Origin of the sequence: Kluyvera genomosp. 1, from assembly GCF_001266615.1 — a bacterium.
GTDB lineage: Bacteria > Pseudomonadota > Gammaproteobacteria > Enterobacterales > Enterobacteriaceae > Kluyvera > Kluyvera cryocrescens_A.
This window is the reverse complement of sequence record NZ_LGHZ01000002.1, coordinates 1-12,923: the sequence shown is the minus strand read 5'-3', so window position 1 is coordinate 12,923 and position 12,923 is coordinate 1. Positions and strand designations below refer to the sequence as shown.

General features: G+C 53.9%; 12 protein-coding genes and 2 tRNA genes. 4 read left to right on the top strand and 10 right to left on the bottom strand.

What is annotated here, in order from left to right; genetic code table 11:
• Positions 1 to 25: 25 nt before the first annotated feature.
• The 8 genes from KP80_RS01405 to KP80_RS01370 all read right to left on the bottom strand — a co-directional run bounded on the left by KP80_RS01405 (position 26) and on the right by KP80_RS01370 (position 7,114).
• The gene (locus tag KP80_RS01405) at positions 26 to 367 is read right to left on the bottom strand and encodes a carboxymuconolactone decarboxylase family protein (RefSeq protein ID WP_052281793.1); all 342 of its coding nucleotides are present in this window, start codon (positions 365 to 367) and stop codon (positions 26 to 28) included.
• A 12-nt stretch (positions 368 to 379) separates the two neighbouring features.
• Positions 380 to 661, bottom strand: coding sequence for a hypothetical protein (locus KP80_RS01400; protein WP_052281792.1), 282 nt, complete (start codon positions 659 to 661; stop codon positions 380 to 382).
• Between the two features lie 99 nt (positions 662 to 760).
• Positions 761 to 1,681 (bottom strand): LysR substrate-binding domain-containing protein, encoded by a 921-nt coding sequence (locus KP80_RS01395; protein ID WP_052281791.1) that lies wholly within the window; start codon positions 1,679 to 1,681, stop codon positions 761 to 763.
• A 57-nt stretch (positions 1,682 to 1,738) separates the two neighbouring features.
• Positions 1,739 to 2,716, bottom strand: coding sequence for a spore coat U domain-containing protein (locus KP80_RS01390; protein WP_052281790.1), 978 nt, complete (start codon positions 2,714 to 2,716; stop codon positions 1,739 to 1,741).
• Between the two features lie 27 nt (positions 2,717 to 2,743).
• Positions 2,744 to 5,023, bottom strand: a complete 2,280-nt coding sequence (locus KP80_RS01385) for a fimbria/pilus outer membrane usher protein (protein ID WP_231625896.1) — start codon at positions 5,021 to 5,023, stop codon at positions 2,744 to 2,746.
• A 70-nt stretch (positions 5,024 to 5,093) separates the two neighbouring features.
• Entirely contained in the window at positions 5,094 to 5,801 is a 708-nt protein-coding gene (locus tag KP80_RS01380; protein WP_052281788.1) for a molecular chaperone, read from the bottom strand.
• Between the two features lie 14 nt (positions 5,802 to 5,815).
• Positions 5,816 to 6,325 carry a spore coat U domain-containing protein gene (locus tag KP80_RS01375; protein ID WP_052281787.1) on the bottom strand — a complete coding sequence of 170 codons (510 nt, stop codon included), beginning with the start codon at positions 6,323 to 6,325 and terminating at the stop codon, positions 5,816 to 5,818.
• 498 nt (positions 6,326 to 6,823) lie between these two features.
• Entirely contained in the window at positions 6,824 to 7,114 is a 291-nt protein-coding gene (locus tag KP80_RS01370; RefSeq protein WP_052281786.1) for a SymE family type I addiction module toxin, read from the bottom strand.
• A gap of 125 nt (positions 7,115 to 7,239) precedes the next feature.
• Between KP80_RS01370 and KP80_RS01365 the strand changes: the two genes are divergently transcribed.
• Both KP80_RS01365 and KP80_RS01360 read left to right on the top strand, forming a co-directional pair.
• Entirely contained in the window at positions 7,240 to 7,431 is a 192-nt protein-coding gene (locus KP80_RS01365) for a toxin-antitoxin system HicB family antitoxin (protein ID WP_052281785.1), read from the top strand.
• 24 nt (positions 7,432 to 7,455) lie between these two features.
• The gene (locus KP80_RS01360) at positions 7,456 to 8,265 is read left to right on the top strand and encodes a toll/interleukin-1 receptor domain-containing protein (RefSeq protein ID WP_052281784.1); all 810 of its coding nucleotides are present in this window, start codon (positions 7,456 to 7,458) and stop codon (positions 8,263 to 8,265) included.
• Between the two features lie 4 nt (positions 8,266 to 8,269).
• Here the strand turns inward: KP80_RS01360 and KP80_RS22990 are convergent.
• Together KP80_RS22990 and KP80_RS22985 are read right to left on the bottom strand one after the other, a co-directional pair.
• A tRNA-Sec gene (locus KP80_RS22990) sits at positions 8,270 to 8,364 on the bottom strand.
• Positions 8,365 to 8,794: 430 nt separating this feature from the next.
• Positions 8,795 to 8,888: transfer RNA gene (locus tag KP80_RS22985), tRNA-OTHER, on the bottom strand.
• A gap of 287 nt (positions 8,889 to 9,175) precedes the next feature.
• Here KP80_RS22985 and KP80_RS01355 point away from each other — a divergent pair.
• Both KP80_RS01355 and yicI read left to right on the top strand, forming a co-directional pair.
• Entirely contained in the window at positions 9,176 to 10,570 is a 1,395-nt protein-coding gene (locus KP80_RS01355) for a glycoside-pentoside-hexuronide family transporter (RefSeq protein WP_052281783.1), read from the top strand.
• Between the two features lie 11 nt (positions 10,571 to 10,581).
• Entirely contained in the window at positions 10,582 to 12,900 is a 2,319-nt protein-coding gene (gene yicI / locus KP80_RS01350) for an alpha-xylosidase (protein WP_052281782.1), read from the top strand.
• Positions 12,901 to 12,923 lie beyond the last annotated feature (23 nt).

Genomic DNA, 12,923 nt, shown 5'->3' with positions numbered 1-12,923 from the left:
TTAGGGTGAGGGGAAAAACCGCCCGCTACTCCGGCAGATTATCGTAGATATCCAGTGCACGCGCCGTATAGGTCAGCGCCGCCCCGGTATTGAGGTTAATCGCCACCGACAGCGCCTCGGCGATCTCCGCTTTCGTTGCGCCGTGCTTCGCCGCCGCTTCAACGTGTACCGCCAGACAGCCGTCGCAGCGGGTGGTGACCGCCACCGCCAGCGAAATCAGCTCGCGGGTTTTGGCATCCAGGTGCCCGTGCTCTGAAGCACCTTTATCCATCTGCGCCAGGCCCTTCATAAATTCCGGCTGCATTTTGGCGAATTTACCCACCGCGGCCAGCAGGCCACTGCGATACTCATTCCAGTTCAAGAACATGATGTTATCTCCCTAGGCGACGTCGTAGATACGCACATCCGGCGCGCTATTGAGATACGGTTTCAGCCCTTCGACGACATCGTGGGTGAACAGCGGGCTGCTGAGATAGGCCTGCGCCTGCTCGCGAGTGTTAAAACCGTGCAGCACCTGTACATCTTCATCGCGAATCAACAGCTCTTTTGCCGTTGCGCCGTCGATGGTGTTGAGGAATGGCGCTTTGTATTGCTGATAAACGCCTGCCGCAGCGGCGCGATTTTCAGGGCTGATGTCGAGGGTGATTTGTAGCCAGGCCATGATGTTCTCCTGTATTCAGTGGCATTGGGGTTGCCTGAATTATCAGAATCTCTGACGCTGGCAACAAATCAGATCTTCTTGCCTTGCAGAATAGTTTTTCTATGCCGTCGCATTTTCGGCCATCACGTCGGCGATAAGCCAATCGTGGAACGTCCGCACTTCCGGGCGCATTACCGTATTCTGCGGGGTGACGAGATAGTAGGACCAGCTCAGCGGCCAGCGGTGGTTGGGATGAAGCTGGGTGAGCTGCCCGGTTTCAATCAGCGCTTTGACCAGCGCGTGGCGCACGATAGCGACACCGCGCCCGCTGAGCGCGGCGAGGATCACGGCTGAAGTGGAGTTGATGTGCAGCCCGCTCTCTTTGGCCGCCGGTGCGTCGAGCGTGTTTAATACGGACTCCCAATCCGGGAAATTGGCGCCTGGATGCGGGGTGTCGTCGTGAATGAGTTTTTGCTGACATAGCCAATCACCGCAGCCGATTTTTTCTGGCGGCACCAACCGTGGGCTACAGACCAGCACCGCTTCTTCGTCCATCAGCCAGTCCTTATCGACACCCGGCCAGTCGCCTTGGCCGCAGCGTACGCCAACGTCCGCTTCACCGTGGGATACGTCCATCAGCTTTTCCGTCACGTTAAGGCGCAGGTCGATGGCTTCATGTGCTTCTGAAAAGCGGTTCAGCCGCTCCATCAGCCAGTTCATCATCAGCACCTGCGAAGCGGTGACCACCACCACCGAACGCGCCCGGCGGCCGCGCAGTTTGTTCAGCCCCAGCTCGAGCTTATCGAGCCCCTGAGTGATGTCCTGTAGGGCGTCCTGCGCCTCGCTAACCAGCGTCAGGCGCTCTTTGCCGGAACGGGTGCGATGCAGCAGTGGGTAGCCAACCCAGTCTTCCAGCGAGCGCACCAGCTGCCCAACGGCGGCGGGCGTCACACCCAATTCCTGCGCCGCACCGGTAAAACTGCCGTGGCGGGCGGTGGCTTCAAAGGCGTGTAGCCACTTCAGCCGATTTAACGAACGCATACTGATTCCTCACGGGAGACGATGGATGTCAGTATACGCCATCGGTAAAGATTTTCTTTAGTAGGTCACGTTGATGGTGACGGTGTCGGCATAGGTGTCGGGGCGATAGTTGGCGCTGGGTGCGACAGCGTACACCGTCTGATTGACCGCAAGTCCGGTACCCGTACCCTGCACCGTATTGGTAGAGGCAATATTCCCCCAGGCTGCGCCGTTGATGCCTGCCGTTGAATTGAGCTGATAGGGCACCAGGTCTGCGTTGTTGAGGGCGGGTGTTTGACTCTTCAGGACCCCGCTACCGGTAGAACTGCCGTTGGAAGGTGAAAGGCCAATGGTATAAGGCGTCGAATTTGTGCAGGCCATCGTAAAATAGTTGTTGCCCATAATGTTGGTCTGCGTGCTGGGAACGGAGCCAAGGTTGATGTTGTTGACGGCGTTGATATTGCACTGCTTGTTGACGACGGCAGTGACCGAGAACGGGAAGGTTTGCAGGGTCGAGGTGCTGCATGTGCCCGGTGGAAGGAGCAGCGCGCCGTTGATAGTGACGTATGCGGTAGCGCCAGTATAAGTATCGTTATAGCTGCCCGGCGCAACGGTGCTTTGCCCGGCAGGGATTGTGCCATAGACCGTCAGTGAGCCGCTGACTGTGGTGAGATTCAGCAAGTTGATGTCTACCGTGGGGAAGGTCCCCCCGCCTGCCGTCTGGTTGCCCCAAACCAGACTGTTGCCGCTGCTATCTTTATAGTAAAGCTGGTAGTTCAGCGTGCCGCCGCCGGTGGTGGTCATCTTGCGGGTGGCGATAGTATTGCTGCCCTGTGCACCGAGGTTAAAGCACAGGGTGTATCCACCGAGCACATCGCCAACAACTTTTGAGCAGCTGTAGTTAAAGGTCATGGAGGTCTGGGTATCGGTGGCAGAAAACGGGTTTACCGAACTAAATGCCACGTTCGAGACGGCGGTAATTGAGCAGTTCACCGCGTGGCTTTTGAGGGGAAAACAAAAGACCCCAATGAGTAAAATCAACACGCGTAGCCACATAGCGCCAGCTCCTGTTCAGTTAAACGTTTATTGGCATGTTAACGGGCCAATCTGCGGGATATCGCGGGGTTTTTCGGGGTAGTCGAACTGTGCAGAACAGACGCCTGCGCTGGTGCTCACCCGCAGCGTGTTGTGCATTCTCAGCGTATCGAAATAGGTCATGCCGTCGAAACCGACCACCGCACGCTGCCCTGAGGGGCCGTTGAGCACGGCGGTTGAGCCCTCGGGGATGTCCTCTCCTTTACTATTTTTCAATATAATCAATGCAGAACGCACAGGTTTGACGGTGAAATTCACCATCGTCCCGGAGCGATCGGCGGGGATCGCCACGGCGTTAACAGGATAGATCTGCATATTCGCGGGCAGGTTTAATGGGTTAATGCTGATCTGGTTTTTCTGATAGCTGTTAAGCGGTGTGACCAGAAGCAGCCCCTTGCTATCGCTGGTGCCAATAGGGTTGTTTTGCAGCTCAACGGGGACGTCCGGCACGCCGTCGGTGGAAACCACCGCAAAACCGTTGTTGATGAGGCGCGATGCAAACAGGCCACCACCCATCAGAACCAGCGAACCGTCGGCACCCGCGTACGTTGTTTTGCTGTCAGCGATGTGGCTATAGCCGCTGTACACTTTGCCGTAGCGCCCCAGATAACCGAGTTCACCTTGTCCATTTTGCTGTGAATCCTGTTGGTTGAGTGCCAGGTTCCAGCCCCAACCGCCGTCCATTGGCTGCGTCTTGCTGGCATTGAGCATGTAGCTCATCTGGTCGTTGCTGCGTTGCACGGTGCTGCTGGCGCTAATGTTGTTATCGAACGAGACGCTGACCATCAGATACAGGCTGCGGTCGCGGCTTTTATCTACGTTCTGATTTAGCCCAGCGTTGAGATAGACATTATCGGTCACGGATTTATACCAGTTCGCATTGGTATAGCGCTGAGTGCTTTCACCGGGGTAGCGAAATTGCAGGTAGCCCACGCTAAAACTGCCAAGGGAATCCGTGGTGTAGCCCGCAATGGTGCTCTGATTCAGAGACGGCGGCGCCTGGCCGTAACGGGTGGCAACGTCGTGATAGTCGTTCATGGTGGCGGTCGTGGCGGTGCTGAAGCTAAAACGGCTGTTGCTCCAGCGATAGCCCAGAGCGTAGAGGAGGCCGTTTTTTCCCGAGTCCGCGCTCATCGCCAGCGATGTAGAGATGATGCCGCTGCTATTGCCGGGAATCCAGTCGCTGCTCAAACCGCCGTTTACCAGGCTATCGGTGGCTTCGGCGTGCCCGCCGAGCGTAAAGCTATTGCTGAAACCGTGTCGCCAGGTGCCGCTAAAGGCGGGGTTGCTGGAATAGTCAAAGGAAGAATAGCCGTAGTTGTTACGCACCACGCCGATTTCTGCTGACCACTGGGTGATACCTTTACGCAGCAATGACTGGTCGGTATAGAACGAGAAACTCTGCACCGTCGTTTTGCCCAGCGCATCGGTCATCGTGACCTGGCCGGTGCCTGCCCCGTTAATGTTCGGCAGGGTGTTAATCTCAAAATTCCCCGCCGGGACTTCACCGTTGTAGTACTTCACCCCGTTCATATACAGCTCAACGCTGGAAGGCAGGGTGGCAGAGCCGAAAAAAGACGGTAGCGGCGTGGTGGGCGTGTAGGGCTGAAGACTGTAATCAGTGCCGAGCTGTAGCCCGGCGATGCGGGTGGGGCGTGACCAGTTCAGTGCGCTGGTAAAGGTATCACCGACGGTGACAGAGAACACCTGCTCCGGGAAAGAGGATCGCCAGCTGGTGTCCAGCCGAGTCATGCCGTTACCCTGATCATAATCGTCATGGCTACTGCCGTAGCGAGCTATCTGCGTGGAGCTCAGTACGCCTGCGCTGCTGAAGGCACGAAGCTCGGTGTACGCGCTGGCATTGTTTTGTTCGTTTTTTTCCTGCGAGGCATAGAGATCGTAATTGAGCAGTATGCCGCGTGACGTGCTGGCCGTGGGGTTAGCGTCATCTCTATCGCTGATCTCCGTGGTGCCCATATCCAACAGCGGCAGCGGTGCGGTGAGGGTCAGCGTTTGCAGATTGGCATCGTAATTTAGCTGCAGCTGGGAAATATCATTCAGGCAGACCGGGTCCGGCGTGTTGGTAGGCACCCGCAGACCAATCTGGCGCAGACTGTCGGCGCTGGCATACAGCCGGTTATTGTCATAGCCGAACCGGGCTATGCCGATGTGGGTTTGGTTTAGCGTGACGTCGAGATAGAGGTCGACCCCGACCAGTTGCTTCCCATCGGTAATCACCCCATCCTGCGGCGGTTTGTCGCTTTTCATTTCCGCAGACATACCCCTTGTCATAAATAACACATTGAATATTAAAATAATTAAAAGCCAGGTTGGCCCGCTATAGCGGTTGCAGCGTTTTTTTACCATTGACCGTGACTTCAAGCTTCCCTCCCTGTCCTGCGTCACCGGCGCTGGTGGGAATAATCCAGCGCATCGTCGAGCCGGGAAGTACGTAACCTAATAACCCCGGGGTAATCTCTTTTCGGCTACCTGACGCAGAGAGAATGCTGACTGCAGAGATCTGAGCGTGCCCGTCTCCCTGATTGTTCACTTGCAGAAATGCTTTGCCGTCACTGCGATGGATCTGCCATTGCAGTTTGGCGAAGGTATCGGTCACACCCGGCGGCTGGATAAAGACGGGGATGGAATAGTGCAGCACAAACTGCAGGGCATTCTTTTTCAATACCGACGGCGGCAGCTCGTTAATCGACAGCCGATAGGCATCTTCAGTCGACGTTGGCAGCCCGGTGCGGATCACGCGGATGAGCTGTCGCCCGCCTGGCGCTAATGTCAGCATCGGTGGGCTGATCACCAGCCCCTGCGACGCGGCGAGTTTGTCGCTATAGTCGCTCTGGCTCCAGTGAAACACGCGCACCTGGGCGTTGATAGGGTTGCTGCCGGTGTTGCTCAGCCATATCCCCTCCGCGCGCTGGTTTTGTTGCAGCGTCAGATTGACGGGCGTGACTTGCAGGCCGTCTGCGGTGGCAAAGCGGCTGACGAAGACCATCCCCAAAAGAAAGGCAAGCGCACTCTTTTTCCCATTCATGTGCCATCCCTGAACTAGTAGTTAACGCTAATGGTGACCGTATCGGTATAGGTATCGGGTTTGAAGTTGGCGTTAGGGGCGACGGCATAGACCGTGATGCTTTGTGCCAGGCCGCTCCCGGTTCCCGCAACGCCGTTACCTGCGCTACTTGATGTCGCGGTGTTACCCCACGGTTTAGTACCGGCGGAGTCCTGGTTTAGCTGATACGGGACTTTATCCGTGTTGCCCGTCGTACCCGCCATAAATCCATTACCGGTCGTGCCACCGCCGTTAGCAGAAGACGGCGTCAGGCCCACAAAGTAAGGCGTGGTTCTGGAACAGGTGACAGCCATACTGGTTGAACCGTTGGCCGTCGTAGCATTGGACTGCACCGACCCCATATTCAATGCCGCCGGTTGAGTAACAGAACAGCTACTTAAAATAGTGAGCTGTACCTGGAATGTATTTGTTGCTACAGCTGCATTCGCCGATGGAATAAGTGCGGATGACAGACAAAATAAAATGAACTTAATTGGCGTGTTCATAGTATTGACCTCTACACAGGTATTATTTTTCCCTAGTAAAACAATAACGTATGAAGATAGTGTCCCTGATATAACTGTAGGATAGGTAGTTAAATTCTGCCAATTTGCCTTAAGACTATTTTATTAAAAATAGATCACAGGTCACCTTATTGTATGAGGAATTCAAAAGCAGGAAATATATAATATATTTAAAAGCTAAGTGATTATTTGAATTGGAATAGTCAGGATGGAATGGATTTGAATTTTGGAAATAAAATAGCAGGATAATTAATTTATAAACATTGATTACTTTAGCGTGGCTTCAATTATTGTGGTAATTATCGGATTGTTCCTGTGCTGCCAGGTTTACAGTCTTACGCGTCACGATGTGCTATGCCGGGCAAAATCCTCTGATGATGCGGCTCACATCAGGATACCCGCAGGTGGCATAAGTACAGAACTGTACCACCCTGCCGCGTTATCGGCCCGCAGGTATCGCTGTCTCAGTGAATCATTCTGTCAGTGGGCCACTGCTAGCGCCGTTTCAATGCTTTTCAGCTTCTGCTTTATCTCTTTTAGCTCGGCCTGAAGCTTTTGTTCTTGCTCACCAAAGGTCATCAGAACGATGCAGCCGTCCATCACTTTGACAGATACCTGCTGCCCGGTATCAAACCCGGCATCGCGCAGCCACTTACCGGAAAGCGTGATGCAGGGCGTGCTTTTATCCGTACCCTGCGGGCGATATCCCATAATTAATGAACGCTCGGTTTTTGCTACAGGTAAGTCTGGGGTAGAATGCGGATCAGCCATAATCAACTCCTTGATAGTTGGTGAGGTTAGACGCTCTGACTGTGTTCCCGCACATCAGAGCGTTGTCTAAAAAGGAGGTTTAGGTGGCCTCCTATGTGAATTAGAGTAAATGGATAGGTGGCCCCATGTCAATCATATCGCGCGAAAAAAAACCAAAAGGTGGCGGCCAGTCACCGCAGTTCAAAATGCGAATTGATCCGGCATTGAAGGAACAGTTGGATGCTGTGGCAGCGGAGGAAGGGGTGAGTCTCGCCAGTTGGCTGAAGGAATTGGCGAGAGAGGCATTGAAAGAGAGAAAAATTGAGCCTAAGGGTTAGCGATTATTATACTGAGACTAATATATGCCTAAAGAAATGGAGAGATTTGGTACAGTTAAAGTCATCTCTGGAAAATTTAAAGGACGCATTGGGTACTATGACGATGATGATTATATTTTCCCAGATGAAATGGTCTTCGATGAGAGTCATGAAGATAGCATTGAGAATGCAATCCCTGCCGCTATTGTTTACTTTGGGCATTTTTTATTAGCGGCGGAACATCATGCCATTCCCTATGATGATTTAGAGTACGTTTCTATGAATGATTTGGTGAAGCGGAAAGACGAATTAACCGAACTGTGTTCACCATTTAATATTAATAAAAAAATAACACATAAAAGGCTGTGCAGTTATTTTTCTGAGTTGCACTATGTTGAAACGACATTAATAGAACAAGTGGTGGAACAGCGTTATATGAGTAAACCTAGTGGTGCAAAGATTTTCATCTCTCATTCATCAGCAGACAAGCCTTTTGCTAAGATGCTATGTATGGATCTTGAAGCAAATGGATATATTCCGTGGTTAGATGAGTGGGATATTAAAGTTGGTGAGAGTATTCCTGAAAAGATATCTAATGGGTTGCAGGAAGCTGATTTTATAATTGTTATTCTTTCTGAAGATTCCGTTTCATCTAAATGGGTTGAGCGAGAATGGCAGGCTAAATATTGGAATGAGATAGAACATGGACGAGTAAATGTACTCCCAATTCTTTTGAAAGAATGTAAAATTCCTGAACTTTTGAAAACAAAAAAATATGCAGATTTCAGATTGGACTTTAATATTGGATTAAAAGATTTATTAGCAGCACTAGAGACTCTTTCAGACAATAGATAAATTTTGGCGGAAGATCACAGGAGTCGAACCTGCCCAGGACCGCTGGCGGCCCCAACTGGATTTGAAGTCCAGCCGCCTCACCGGAGACGACGATCTTCCGCGCCTCGATTGCTACATGGAGGCGGGGCGCATTATAGCTACTTTCAACCATTTACCACATCCCCCCTGGCATATTATTTCTCGCCTGAATGCCGTTGAGCCGTGGGCATGAAGATAAAACCCTTCCTTTTCCAGAGGTTACCTTTCCGCTTAGCGCAAGGGTATTTGCCATCACTGCTCATTATCTCGTCATGACCCCGATGATGACCGAAAATCTCCGCTAAATCGCGATGTTTTTAACCATTTTAGACGGCACCTGGCGGCACTTTTTCAACCGCTGGCCGCGCTAGTGTACGGCGTAAACGAAGCGGGACAGTGGCGATGTTTTATTAAACGCAGCAGGGCAGGAAAATGGTTTTCGTCAGGGGGAAATTCAGCGATTAAACGGCAAACGAACAAGGAAGAAGAGGGCGGGAAGCGTAGCGAATTTTGGCGGAGATCGCAGGAGTCGAACCTGCCGGGAGCCATTGACGGCAACCACTGGAATTAAAAACCAATCGTCTCACCGGAGACGACGATCTTCCGCGCCTCGACTGCTACATGGAGGCGGGGCGCATTATAGCTACTTTCAAGCAGTTACCACATCTTTACTTACCGTTTTCAGCATCTTTTTTCTGCCTTGTCGCGGCTACTGATAGAAATATCAATAAATTCCGTAATTTACACTTCGACACATTCTATCCTCCTCCCAGATCACAGAAATTAAGAAACGTAATTTGATAACGAGAAATCGCAATTCACCTTATGGCGCGGATGGTTTACAAAACGGTAACCGGTTCCGGAGTGGGCTCGGCGCAAAGGGGTTTGAAAGATGAAGAGTGAAGTATTGTCTGTCAAAGAGAAGATTGGTTACGGCATGGGTGATGCCGCCAGCCATATCATTTTCGATAACGTCATGCTGTACATGATGTTCTTCTATACCGATATCTTCGGTATACCCGCAGGTTACGTTGGCACCATGTTCCTGCTGGCGCGCGCGCTGGATGCGATTTCCGACCCGTGCATGGGGCTGCTGGCCGACCGCACGCGCAGCCGCTGGGGCAAGTTCCGCCCGTGGGTGCTGTTCGGCGCGCTGCCGTTCGGCCTCGTCTGCGTGCTGGCCTACAGCACGCCGGATCTCAGCCATAACGGCAAACTGATTTATGCCGCCGTCACCTACACGCTGCTGACCCTGCTCTACACCGTGGTGAATATCCCGTACTGCGCGCTGGGGGGTGTGATCACCAACGACCCAACGCAGCGCATCTCGCTGCAATCCTGGCGCTTCGTGCTGGCAACCGCCGGCGGCATGCTCTCTACCGTGCTGATGATGCCGCTGGTGAATATGATTGGCGGCGAAGACAAAGCGCTCGGCTTCCAGGGCGGCATTGCGGTGCTGTCGGTGATTGCCTTTATGATGCTGGCCTTCTGCTTCTTTACTACCAAAGAGCGCGTAGAAGCGCCGCCTACCAACAATTCAATGCGTGAAGACCTGCGCGACATCTGGCAAAACGACCAGTGGCGCATCGTCGGCCTGCTGACCATCCTCAACATCATGGCGGTATGCGTACGCGGCGGCGCGATGATGTACTACGTCACCTGGATTCTGGGTTCTCCGACGCTGTTTACCGCCTTCCTCACCACCTACTGCGTCGGCAACCTGATTGGCTCGGCGCTGGCCAAACCGCTGACCGACTGGAAATGCAAAGTGAGCGTCTTCTGGTGGACCAACGCCATTCTGGCGGTGCTGAGCCTGGCGATGTTCTTTGTGCCGATGAACGCCAGCGTGCTGATGTTCGTCTTCATCTTTGCGATTGGCGTGCTGCACCAGCTGGTGACGCCGATCCAGTGGGTGATGATGTCCGACACCGTCGACTACGGCGAATGGTGTAACGGCAAACGTCTCACCGGCATCAGCTTCGCGGGCACGCTGTTCGTGCTGAAGCTGGGCCTGGCACTGGGCGGCGCGATGATTGGCTGGATGCTGGCAGGCGGCGGCTACAACGCCGCAGCAACCACGCAAAACCCAGCCACTATCAGCATCATCATTGCCCTGTTCACTATCGTACCGGCTATTTGCTACCTGCTGAGCGCCGTGGTGGCGAAGCGCTTCTATACCCTGAAAACGCCGTTCCTGGTCAAGATGATGGCCGAACTGGCGCAGGGCGCGCACCGCAATCAGCAGGACTTTGAAAACGTATCCATGAAGCAATCTTTAGAGAATTAAGAGGACGAGCTATGAAAATCAGTGATGGAAACTGGCTGATCCAACCGGGCCTGAATTTAATTCAACCTGTTCAGGTGTTTGACGTTGAACAGCATGGCAATGAGATGGTGGTGTACGTGGCACCGCGTGATGTTCGCGAACGTACCTGGCAGCTGGATACGCCGCTGTTTACCCTGCGCTTGTTCTCGCCTCAGGAAGGGGTTATTGGGGTGCGTATCGAGCACTTCCAGGGCGCGCTGGAGACTGGCCCGAACTATCCGCTGAACGTGCTGAAGGATGTGCACGTGGAGATGCAGAACACCGCTGAATTTGCTGAACTGAAAAGCGGCAACCTTAGCGTGCGCGTCACCAAAGGTGAATTCTGGGCATTAGATTTTCTGCGTGACGGCGTGCGCATCACCGGTAGCCAGCTGAAAAACAACGGCTACGTGCAGGACACCAACGACAATCGCAACTACATGTTCGAGCGCCTGGATCTGGGCGTTGGCGAAACTGTCTATGGCCTTGGCGAGCGCTTTACCGCGCTGGTGCGCAACGGGCAGAACGTCGAAACCTGGAACAAAGACGGCGGCACTAGCACCGAGCAGTCCTACAAAAATATCCCGTTCTACCTGACCAACCGCGGCTACGGCGTGCTGGTGAATCACCCGGAAAATGTCTCCTTTGAGATTGGCTCGGAGAAAGTGTCCAAGGTGCAGTTCAGCGTGGAAGGCGAGCATCTGGAATACTTCGTCATCGACGGCCCAACGCCGAAAGAGGTGCTGAACCGCTATACCCAATTTACCGGGCGTCCGGCGCTGCCACCGGCTTGGTCTTTCGGCCTGTGGCTGACCACCTCGTTCACCACCAACTACGACGAAGCGACGGTGAACAGCTTTATCGACGGTATGGCCGAGCGTGACCTGCCGCTGCACGTGTTCCACTTCGACTGTTTCTGGATGAAAGCTTTCCAGTGGTGCGATTTCGAATGGGATCCGCTGACCTTCCCCGATCCTAAAGGGATGATTCAGCGCCTGAAAGACAAAGGGCTGAAAGTCTGCGTGTGGATAAACCCGTACATCGGCCAGAAATCGCCGATTTTCAAAGAGCTGAAAGAAAAAGGCTATCTGCTCAAACGTCCGGATGGATCCCTGTGGCAGTGGGATAAATGGCAGCCGGGGTTGGCGATTTATGACTTCACCAATCCGGAAGCCTGCGCGTGGTACGCCGACAAACTCAAAGAGCTGGTGGCGATGGGCGTCGACTGCTTCAAAACGGACTTCGGCGAGCGTATCCCGACCGACGTGCAGTGGTTTGATGGCTCTAATCCGCAGAAAATGCACAACCATTACGCTTTTATCTACAACGAACTGGTGTGGAACGTGCTGAAAGAAACACTTGGTGAGAAAGAAGCGGTGCTGTTCGCCCGCTCTGCCTCCGTGGGCGGCCAGCAGTTCCCGGTACACTGGGGCGGCGACTGCTACGCCAACTACGAATCGATGGCGGAAAGCCTGCGTGGCGGCCTGTCGATTGGTCTCTCCGGCTTTGGTTTCTGGAGCCACGATATTGGCGGCTTCGAAAACACCGCGCCGGCAGATTTGTACAAGCGCTGGTGTGCCTTCGGCTTGTTCTCCAGCCATAGCCGCCTGCATGGCAGTAAATCCTATCGTGTGCCATGGGCGTACGACAGCGAGTCCTGCGACGTGGTGCGCTTCTTCACCGAAATGAAGTGCCGCATGATGCCGTATCTGTACCGCCAGGCTGCGCTGGCCAACGAGCAGGGTACGCCGATGCTGCGCGCCATGATGCTGGAATTCCCGGACGACCCGGCCTGTGATTATCTCGACCGCCAGTACATGCTGGGGGATTCCCTGGCCGTTGCGCCGGTATTTACCGAAGCGGGCGACGTGCAGTTCTACCTGCCGGAAGGCCGCTGGACGCACCTGTGGCACAACGACGAGGTACAGGGCAGCCGTTGGCATAAACAGCAGCATGATTTTATGAGCCTGCCGGTTTATGTCCGTGACAATACCTTGCTGGCGTTGGGCAACAACAACCAGAAGCCTGATTACGCATGGCACGAAGGCACCGAATTCCAGCTGTTCCACCTGGAAGATGGGCGCGAAGCGGTGTGCGAAGTCCCGGCGCTGGACGGCTCTGTCGTGTTTACGCTGAGCGCCAAACGTCAGGGTAATATCATCACCGTGAAGGGCAACGGCAAGGCGACCGGCTGGACGCTGTGCCTGCGCAATATCCAGCAGGTCGCTGGCGTGCAGGGTGGCTCCCAGGCGGGAAGCGAACTGGGCGTGGTGGTGACCGCACAGGGTAACGAGCTGGTGGTGACGCTTTAAGTCTGGAGGTTTCCCCTCACCCT

Bases quoted from the DNA above. Each gene is read 5' to 3' on its own strand.
- KP80_RS01385 (WP_231625896.1), bottom strand. From the start codon at position 5,023: ATGAAAAGCGACAAACCGCCGCAGGATGGGGTGATTACCGATGGGAAG.
- KP80_RS01390 (WP_052281790.1), bottom strand. From the start codon at position 2,716: ATGTGGCTACGCGTGTTGATTTTACTCATTGGGGTCTTTTGTTTTCCC.
- KP80_RS01380 (WP_052281788.1), bottom strand. From the start codon at position 5,801: ATGAATGGGAAAAAGAGTGCGCTTGCCTTTCTTTTGGGGATGGTCTTC.
- KP80_RS01355 (WP_052281783.1), top strand. From the start codon at position 9,176: ATGAAGAGTGAAGTATTGTCTGTCAAAGAGAAGATTGGTTACGGCATG.
- KP80_RS01370 (WP_052281786.1), bottom strand. From the start codon at position 7,114: ATGGCTGATCCGCATTCTACCCCAGACTTACCTGTAGCAAAAACCGAG.
- KP80_RS01395 (WP_052281791.1), bottom strand. From the start codon at position 1,681: ATGCGTTCGTTAAATCGGCTGAAGTGGCTACACGCCTTTGAAGCCACC.
- KP80_RS01375 (WP_052281787.1), bottom strand. From the start codon at position 6,325: ATGAACACGCCAATTAAGTTCATTTTATTTTGTCTGTCATCCGCACTT.
- KP80_RS01365 (WP_052281785.1), top strand. From the start codon at position 7,240: ATGTCAATCATATCGCGCGAAAAAAAACCAAAAGGTGGCGGCCAGTCA.
- KP80_RS01360 (WP_052281784.1), top strand. From the start codon at position 7,456: ATGCCTAAAGAAATGGAGAGATTTGGTACAGTTAAAGTCATCTCTGGA.
- KP80_RS01400 (WP_052281792.1), bottom strand. From the start codon at position 661: ATGGCCTGGCTACAAATCACCCTCGACATCAGCCCTGAAAATCGCGCC.
- KP80_RS01405 (WP_052281793.1), bottom strand. From the start codon at position 367: ATGTTCTTGAACTGGAATGAGTATCGCAGTGGCCTGCTGGCCGCGGTG.
- yicI (WP_052281782.1), top strand. From the start codon at position 10,582: ATGAAAATCAGTGATGGAAACTGGCTGATCCAACCGGGCCTGAATTTA.